10 protein-coding genes and 1 tRNA gene are annotated in these 8993 nt (G+C 35.5%); 6 read left to right on the top strand and 5 right to left on the bottom strand.

The window, feature by feature from the left end; translation table 11 throughout:
• Positions 1 to 6: 6 nt before the first annotated feature.
• Positions 7 to 94, bottom strand: a tRNA-Leu gene (locus tag Q0941_RS03725).
• Positions 95 to 141: 47 nt separating this feature from the next.
• On the opposite strand from Q0941_RS03725, the gene glmM reads away from it, so the two are divergent.
• From glmM to infB, 6 genes are all read left to right on the top strand, one after another.
• Positions 142 to 1491 (top strand): phosphoglucosamine mutase, encoded by a 1350-nt coding sequence (glmM, locus tag Q0941_RS03720; protein WP_299291502.1) that lies wholly within the window; start codon positions 142 to 144, stop codon positions 1489 to 1491.
• Between the two features lie 61 nt (positions 1492 to 1552).
• Positions 1553 to 1939 carry a 50S ribosomal protein L7Ae gene (gene rpl7ae / locus Q0941_RS03715; protein ID WP_299291500.1) on the top strand — a complete coding sequence of 129 codons (387 nt, stop codon included), beginning with the start codon at positions 1553 to 1555 and terminating at the stop codon, positions 1937 to 1939.
• Complete coding sequence (locus tag Q0941_RS03710; protein WP_299291498.1) at positions 1936 to 2148, top strand: 30S ribosomal protein S28e; 213 nt, start codon at positions 1936 to 1938, stop codon at positions 2146 to 2148. Before rpl7ae ends, Q0941_RS03710 begins: the two co-directional genes overlap by 4 nt.
• 8 nt (positions 2149 to 2156) lie before the next feature.
• Positions 2157 to 2357 (top strand): 50S ribosomal protein L24e, encoded by a 201-nt coding sequence (locus Q0941_RS03705; protein WP_299291496.1) that lies wholly within the window; start codon positions 2157 to 2159, stop codon positions 2355 to 2357.
• 1 nt (position 2358) lies between these two features.
• Entirely contained in the window at positions 2359 to 2760 is a 402-nt protein-coding gene (gene ndk / locus Q0941_RS03700; protein WP_299291494.1) for a nucleoside-diphosphate kinase, read from the top strand.
• Between the two features lie 6 nt (positions 2761 to 2766).
• Positions 2767 to 4548: a translation initiation factor IF-2 gene (gene infB / locus Q0941_RS03695; protein ID WP_299291492.1), complete on the top strand. Its 1782-nt coding sequence runs from the start codon at positions 2767 to 2769 to the stop codon at positions 4546 to 4548.
• A gap of 2 nt (positions 4549 to 4550) precedes the next feature.
• Here infB and Q0941_RS03690 read toward each other — a convergent pair whose 3' ends face one another.
• The 4 genes from Q0941_RS03690 to Q0941_RS03675 form a co-directional block, all read right to left on the bottom strand.
• Positions 4551 to 4691: a hypothetical protein gene (locus Q0941_RS03690; RefSeq protein ID WP_299291490.1), complete on the bottom strand. Its 141-nt coding sequence runs from the start codon at positions 4689 to 4691 to the stop codon at positions 4551 to 4553.
• 242 nt (positions 4692 to 4933) lie between these two features.
• On the bottom strand, positions 4934 to 5338 hold the full coding sequence (trxA, locus tag Q0941_RS03685) for a thioredoxin (RefSeq protein ID WP_299291488.1): 405 nt from the start codon (positions 5336 to 5338) through the stop codon (positions 4934 to 4936).
• A 234-nt stretch (positions 5339 to 5572) separates the two neighbouring features.
• A complete protein-coding gene (locus Q0941_RS03680) occupies positions 5573 to 8224 on the bottom strand; it encodes a fibronectin type III domain-containing protein (protein WP_299291486.1) in 2652 nt (883 codons plus the stop codon).
• 63 nt (positions 8225 to 8287) lie between these two features.
• Positions 8288 to 8993, bottom strand: a 706-nt coding sequence (locus Q0941_RS03675) for a CFI-box-CTERM domain-containing protein (protein ID WP_299291484.1), incomplete at its 5' end; no start/stop codon positions are given.

Below are 8993 nucleotides of genomic sequence, written 5' to 3'. Positions count from 1 at the left end.
TTATTGTGGTGCGGGAGGTGGGATTTGAACCCACGAACTCCTAAGAGATAGGGTCCTAAGCCCTACGCCTTTGACCAGGCTGGGCGACTCCCGCAACGGGACTGCCATTAAACACAAATTTATCTATTATTGCAATATGTTGTGGCGAAATTTTTCGGAACAAATGGAATTCGAGGAGTATTTTCTGAAGATTTTACTTTAGAATTTGTTCATGATATGACTTTGGCAATTGGAACTTATTTTCAGAAAGGGCCGATATTGATTGGGTATGATGGTCGTCAATCAAGTCCAGTTATTTGCAAAATTGTTACCTCTGCACTAAATTCAATAGGAATTGATTGTAATGTTGCAGGAATTGTTCCAACTCCTTGTTTAGAATTTGCTGTAAAGACTTTGGGATATTCTGGAGGAATAATGATTACTGCATCTCATAATCCTCCTCAGTATAATGGAATTAAACCTGCAGCTAGTGATGGTGTAGAGATTTCAAGAGAAGATGAATTAATCATTGAAGATATTTACCTGCAAAAGCGTTGGATTGAAAATCCTCCCCAATGGGGAACTACTGGAACTGAAGATCGTGCAATTCAAGCATATCTTGATGGAATCACTTCACAAGTTGATTCTAAACTAATAGAATCAAAAAATTTCAAAGTTGTCTTAGATTTAGGAAATGGAGCACAAGCTGTTACTGCTCCTGAATTTACCAAGATGCTAAACTGTCAAACATTTCTTGTAAATGAAAAAATAGATGGCAATTTTTCTGGAAGAGGTTCTGAACCAACTCCACAAAATTTATCAGAATTATCTAGAGTTGTACAAGAAAATAATGCAGATGTTGGAATAGCATTTGATGGTGATGGAGATAGAAGTATTTTCTGTGATGACAAAGGAGAAATATTAACTGGTGATAAATCCGCACTAGTGTTGACACAACATATCTTACAAAAAAATCCAAATTCTTTGGTAGTAACTTGTTTGAATTCTGGTTCGAATACCGAGATATTAGCAGAAAAATTTGATTCGAAAGTTATTCGAACAAAAGTTGGAAGTGTGGAAGTCTCTAGAAAGATGGTTCCAACTAACGCTTTGATAGGTTTTGAGGAAAATGGTGGTTTCATGTTTGGAAAACATAATCAAGTTAGAGATGGTTGTATGACTTTGGCATTGATGTTGGACTTGTTAGCTACATCTGGAGACTCTCTTTCAAATGAAATTCAAAAATTACCTTCCTCATTTACAACCAAAGACAAAGTTTCTTGTTCTCAGGAAAATGTTCCAATCTTAATCTCCACCCTAAAAGAAGAATTTCCGGATTCTGACACTACTGATGGCATCAAAATTTCACTGGATCCAAAAAATTGGGTTATGATTAGACCTAGTGGGACAGAACCAATTGTTAGAGTATATGCCGAAGCTGAAAGTCAAGAGAAACTAGATAATCTGATGTCTGAATATCTCCAAAAAGTAAAGTCCATCATCGCCAGATAACACTTTTAAAACCAAACGAAAGGATGAAGGGAATGGAGAATGAACCTTAGGGTGACGAAGTATGGGAAAAGCATATTATGTTAAATTTGAGACGCCAGAGGACCTCGTTAATCCAATCTTAGAGGCCGTTAGAGTAGCTTCTACCAGCGGTAAAGTCAAGAAAGGAACCAACGAAGCAACCAAGGCAATCGAACGTGGTACCAGTAAACTAATTGTTATCGCCGAAGATGTTGAACCACCAGAGGTAGTAGCTCATCTTCCAATTCTATGTGAAGAACAAGGTGCAGCATTTGCATTTGTTCCAAGCAAGCAAGAATTAGGCAAGTCATTGGGAATTGACATTACTTCTGCCGCTGCAGCAATTTTGGATGCTGGTGATGCACAACACATCGTAGATCAAGTTGTATCATCAATTGCTAAAATTAAAGGCGGTAAGAGTGAAGAATGAGTGCAACTGCTGAAGAAGTAATACAGTCTGAAATTATTCAAATTGTTGGACGTACTGGTATTGCTGGTGAAGTAATTCAAGTTAGAGTTAAAGTTCTTACAGGTAAGGATAAAGGAAGAATTCTTACTAGAAACGTAAAAGGTTCTGTTAGAATGGGAGAAATCCTCATGCTAAGAGAAACAGAAAGAGAAGCAAAGAAGATCAAATAGGTGTTTAGATGAGTCTTTTAGTTAAACCATGTAGTTTCTGTGGCCGACCTGTTGCAAAAGGTTCTGGAACTATGTTAGCAAAAAACGATGGTTCTGTTTTGTGGTTTTGTTCTGCAAAATGTAAAAAGAATTTCTTAGAACTAAAACGAGATCCAAGAAAACTAAAGTGGACCGAAAAATACGTCAAAGGCGGAATTAGAAGAAAGTAAATTGACAGAACAAACATTATTCATTGTAAAACCTGACGCAGTAGCTCGTAATCTTGTTGGCGAAGTAGTTTCTAGATTTGAGAAAAAAGGTTTCAAAATTTTAAAATTAAAAATGTTCACATTTACACAAGAACAAGCAGAAAAATTCTACGATGTACATAAAGACAAACCATTCTTTGGAGAATTAACATCGTTCATCACATCAGGTCCTGTAGTAGCTGCAATTATTGAAGGAAATAATGCAATTGCAACTACAAGAATTATGATTGGTGCAACCAAATCATTTGAAGCAGCACCTGGTTCTATTAGAGGTGACTTTGGACTTGGATTTAGTGAAAACATCATTCACGCATCAGATTCACAAGAAAGTTTTGATCACGAATCGAGGGTAGCATTTGAGTGATCTGTTTTGCAAATTCGTCAGCCCATAGTGGCAGTTCTTGGTCACGTAGACTCTGGTAAAACATCTCTTTTAGATAGAATCCGTGGAACTGGTGTTCAAGGTAGAGAAGCAGGTGGAATTACTCAACACATTGGTGCTAGTTTTCTTCCAACTGAAACAATCAAGGAAACATGCGGTCCTTTATACAAACAACTTGAAAAAGCAGAAAATAAAGTTCCTGGAATTTTAGTTATTGATACTCCTGGACACGAAGTTTTTACTAATCTTCGTTCACGAGGAGGTTCTGCAGCTGATATTGCAATCTTAGTTGTTGATGTAAATCGTGGATTCCAACCACAAACCAACGAAAGCTTGAAAATTTTACAAAGTAGAAAAGTTCCATTTGTCATTGCTCTAAACAAATGTGATCAAATTTCTGGATGGAGAAAATCAGAAACACAATTCATTTCACAAGCAATCAAAGAACAAGATGCTACTATTCAAGCAGATCTTGATCAGAAAATCTATGATGTTGTAGGTACATTGTCCATTTTAGGATATCAGTCTGAGGCATTTTATCGTGTAAAGGATTTCAAATCTGAAATTGCAATTGTTCCTATTTCTGCTAGATCAGGTGTTGGCATTCCTGAATTACTGAGTGTCTTGGTAGGATTGACCCAACAATACCTCCAAAAAAGACTAGATCAGGAGGAAAAAGAACCACGAGGAATTGTTCTTGAAGTAAATGATGAAGTTGGACTAGGCCAGACTGCAAATATTATCCTGATTGATGGCTCTATCAAAAAGGAAGATAGTATAGTTGTAGCAAAAAGAGATTCTGTGATTGTTGCTAAACCAAAAGCGCTCTTGCTCCCAAAACCTCTTGACGAGATGAGAGATCCTAGAGATAAATTCAAACCTGTTCCTCAAGTGGATGCTGCTGCTGGATTAAAGATTGCATCTCCTGAACTGGAAGGAGTTCTACCTGGAAGTACTCTTTATGTGGCATCAAATGATGAAGAGATCGCAAAATATACTAAACAAATTGAGTCTGAAATGAAATCTGTCTTTGTAGATACTGAGACTAATGGAATTACTCTCAAATGTGATACAATTGGTTCACTAGAAGCAATTGTAGAAATGTTAAGACGCTCCCAAGTACCTGTTGCCAAGGCTGACATTGGTCCTGTTAACAGGCGTGATATTATGGAAGCAAAGGCAATCAAAGATAAAGATAGACATCTTGGAGTTGTGCTCGCATTTAATGTAAAAATTTTACCTGATGCAAAAGACGAGTCAGAAGATAGCCATATCAAAATCTTTGAGGATAAAGTAATCTACAGTTTAATTGATAATTACAATGCTTGGGTTGAAGAAGATTCAGCAAACGAAGAAGATGCAATATTTTCTGAATTAACCCCAATTTCAAAATTCACATTCATGAAAGGAATGGTATTCAGAAATAATAATCCTGCAGTTTTTGGAGTTAAGGTAGATGTTGGAACTTTGAAACAAAAAGTACCTTTCATGAATATGACTGGCAGAAAGGTTGGAGTAGTTCATCAACTTCAACTAGATAAAAAAACTGTATCTTCAGCTAAAACTGGAGATGAAGTTGCTTGTTCTGTTCAAGATGCAACAATTGGAAGACAATTGTTTGAAGAAGATGTGTACTATACATTTCCACCTTCACATGAAGCAAAAATGTTGCTAAATCGATTCATGCACAAACTTAGTACAGAAGAGCAAGAAATTCTAAATGATATAGTTCGTATCCAAAGAGAAAAAGAAGCAGCTTATGCATATTAATTTTAAGCTATTACTTCTTTTGAAATTATGAAACTTGACCAATACTTGTCTTTGAAACATTTTTCACATACTTTGTATTGAGAACCCGTATCATATTCAATAAGATACTTTGATTTTCTTTCGCAACAACTATGTGGTTTCATAATTATTTTATACAAAAATTTCATTTAAAGTACTAGGATTTTTTTTCATAGTGGTAAAAATTAAAGAAATGAAACTTTAGGCCAGTAACTTTTGTCCTCTGACGAAAGTTTCCATTTCATAGTGGTTGGACGTTTGAAGGTTTAAGACCTGAAACTATTGTAATCAGGTGACAACCAATCTTACAATATTGTTCATACTCTAATGATATTTAACTAGTGATAATTATTATTACTAGTGCTAATTAATCTGCAGAATGTTTTTTACAAATCATATGGATTCCAGGAGCACCTACTGCGCCCATCATTTGATCAACTACCATGCCTGCCTTGAACATGATAAATGTGGGAATAGACTGTACTCCATATTTCATTGAAATGCCTTGATTTTGATCAACGTTAACTCTTGCAAATTTTATCTTAGGATATTTTTTATCTAAACTCTCAAAAACTGGGTGCATCATTTTACATGGTCCGCACCACTCTGCCCAGAAATCCACTAGAGTTGGGGTTTCTGATGAAATAATCTGTTGAAAATTTGAATCATTCAAATCTACAATTCCAGGTTCTGTCTGTGGTTGGTTCTGCTGTCTTAACATCTCTTCTAATTTTCTTTGTTTGATTTTTTCAATTTCAGGATCTTCAGACATTGAGATAAAGAAATCTTTTCTACTAAAAAATCTATGTTGAACTAATCCCCATCAGACTTTATTGGAATCGATTCAAATCGTCTGGATTTGCAAATGGGACACTGATCGATATACTTTGTAAAACTTACAGAAGTGTATACTATACCACAATCTCCACAGATTCTTAGGTTCCTACTTAGTTTTCCCATTAAAAACAGCACAGAGTATTGTGATTAAAACTTAACTTTTGTATAATTACCAGAATTGCCACCAGGGTTTTTGAACTGGTTTTTGAACAATCGTACATACCCCTTCAATTAGTTTGGTACCTGGTCCACAAAATCCAAATTTTTTTTCTGGCTCTGGTTCTTTTGGTTCTGGTTTTTCTACTATGGGCTCTTCTTCAGATGGTTCTTCTAGTCCTACTGCTTCATAAATTGAATCATATTCGGAGTAATTATCATCAAACCATTTTTTGTAACTTGCTTCATTGTTGTATCTGTCAACATAACTTTGTGGATCTTTTGATTCATCAACAAATGGAGCTAATCCCAACTCATCAGGTTCATCATCTGGTTCAGGTTCATCAACTGGTACTGTTCCTTTAATGGAATCATTTACAGTAATGCTAAGTGACTTTGAGTCAAACATTCCATCTTTTCTTACTTCTACATCAAAAGTGTAAGTTTTTCCACCATCAGTACTTGTTGGAGTCCAAGTAAACATTCCCGTATTTGAAATGATTTTTGTGCCTGTAGGAGCGTTCTTTAGACTAAAAACTGGGTCTTTAATTGTACTATCTGTTAGTTTTACAGTAAATGACAACAATTTTCCTTCATCTATTGATAATGTTCCAACTGGACTAATCTCTAATCCTGTTATTTTTGGAGTAGCTGTTGATTCGTTTGATGGTTCACTTGTTCCAGCTGCATTAATTGCTGAAACTCTGTATGTATATTTTGAATCAGTTACAAGTCCTGAATGAATATAAATTCTTGATGTACTTTGTGTGTTCTCTACTACTGAACTAAATGATCCATTGTCTTTTTTGGATTCAATTTTGTAACCTACAATTTCTGAATTTCCGTTATCTACTGGTTCACTCCATGTAAGCTCCACTGATTTTACAGATTCTGTTTCTGCTCGTAATTTTATTGGAGGTGAGGAAATTGCTACTTGAACTTCAGTTGAAGTAATTGGTTCTTCTGATGTATCTGTAGAATCTTCTCTAGGTGTAGCAGATGCAGAATTTGATTCTTGTGTTGAACCAAATCCTATTTTTGCTGATACAGCATAGGTGTATGACTTATCTGTTGCTAAATTAGAAACAATGAATGATGTTGTTTGTCCATTAGTATTTCCTACCATGTCATAAACTCCAGGTATTATTTCTCGTTTTATTTCATATCCGTCAATTGATTGACCAAATGTTTGGGATGGAGGCAACCATGTTAACTTTACCTGACTAGGTGAAATTGCAGTTGCAGTTAGTGCGGCAGGCGTTGTTGTGTGTTCTGGCTTTTCAGAAACAAGTGATGATGCATTACTTGTTCCTTCAGAGTTTATTGAGTATACACGATAATAGTATGTTTCAGTTTCTCCCAATCCTTTATGAATAAATGATGTAGTTTTACTTTCAGAGTTTTCTATTATTGTAATGTAATCTCCAGATCCAACTCTATACTCAATTTTGTATCCAGTAATTTCTGGAATCGCTTCATCTAGTTCAGGTTCATCCCAAGTAAGAATAATTGATGTTGGAGAAACTGCTGAAGCTTTAAGATTCTCAGGTTTGTCAGGAATCTGAACTGTAGGCTCAGAACTGAGTGATATTGCCTGAATTCTATCATTGTCTGAATCTGCTACAAATAACAGATCATTTGTCAAGTCTAATGCAATTCCTATAGGCGTGTCAAACTGCCCATCTCCGTCTCCTGAAGTTCCATATTCTTCAACAAAACATACTCCATCTACAATTTCTTCTGTTCCACTAGGGCATGTTGTTCCATCAATAATTTCAAAAACTTGTATTCTATCATTGTCTGAATCTGCAACATAAAGTAAGTCATTTGAACCATCAAAAGCTAATCCTGAAGGATCATCGAACTCGCCTTCATCATCACCTGAAGAACCAAATTCTTTTACAAAACAAATACCATCAACTGATTCAACAGTGTCACTAGGACATGTTGTACTTGTAACAAGCTCAAACATTACAATTCTATCATTTCCAGAATCAGCTACAAATAGAATATCATTTGTATTATCAATTATCAAACTTGATGGATTTCTAAATTCTTCATTTCCATCAAATGAATCAAAATCAAACTCAAAACTTCCAGCTGAACTAAAAACTGAAATCGAATCACTTTCTGAACTTGATACAAAGATGTCTCGTGTTCCGTCTTGAACAACAATTCCTTCTGCACCTCCAAGATGTTCATCATCTCCACTATCTGATGAACCAAACTTGAATTCGAATTCGCCATCATCATCAAAAACTTGAATTCTTTCATTGTCTGCATCTACAACAAAATATTTTCCAAAAGCATCAAGAGCTATACTTAGGGGATTGTTGAACTGTCCGTCTCCGTCATCATTTGCTCCATCTGCATCATCATTACAATTTTGGATTTGTGCAGTATCACAAAAAGTTCCGTATTCAAAATCATGATCTCCGTCATCATCAAAAACATTTACTCTGTTGTTATTTTTGTCAACAACATAGATTTCTTTCCCATCAGTACTAACTATTACACCAGTTGGATTATCTAATTGGTCATCACCACTTCCAAGTTCTCCAAACTCAAATGAAAACTCCATTTCAGCATGGGCTAATGGAATTGAGACTAGACAAATAACACAAAATACGCTCAAAATGAGATTTTTCTGCAACTTATGTTCCATTTACGCGTATTTTTATTAAATTAGAAAATAAATTTCACTACTCTTTTACTAAATTGCCTTGAGCTAGTTTTTGAAGAATTTTCTAGCCTTGAATCCAATTAATGCAGGTGCTGCAATATACATTCCAAGATTCAATGCAATAACAGAGATTCCTAATCCAAGCACTTCAATTTCTGAACCACTATCAGCTAATGTCATAATTGAAAGAGTAGAAACCATTGGGGTGATAAATGCTCTAACTGCTTCTTGGAAAATTGGGTTTTCTCTTTCCAAATCAGCAATTGTTGGTGAGAATGAATAGTACAATTGGTTAAAGCCGGTCATGAATGCCATTCCAGATGAAGTACTCATTACTGTGTTGTCTCTAACTTCTCTTAACAATTGTACTTGAGGAGCTAGTTCAGTGCCATATGCTGCAGTTGCAATAAGACAACCGCCTCCCTGTGAATTATCAACAATAACACATGTTCCATCAACCAAGTCTGTTCCTTCTCCACATTCTCCAAATTCTGGTTCTTCTTTGACGGGTTCTTCTAATCCAACTGCTTCATAAATTGTCATGTCAGGATATGTTTTATCAAACCAATCTTTGTATGTCATTTCACTATTGTATCTGTCAATGTAGTACTGTGGATCAAGCTCAGGATCAACAAATACAGCAAGTTCTTTAGGTTCTTCTAATCCAACTGCTTGGTAAATAGAATCGTATTCAGGATAAGACTTGTCAAACCAATCCTTGTAACTTGCTTCATTGTTGTATCTGTCAACA

This window comes from Candidatus Nitrosopumilus sp., assembly GCF_028278985.1.
Lineage (GTDB): Archaea > Thermoproteota > Nitrososphaeria > Nitrososphaerales > Nitrosopumilaceae > Nitrosopumilus.
This window is presented reverse-complemented; position numbering and strand designations above follow the sequence as displayed.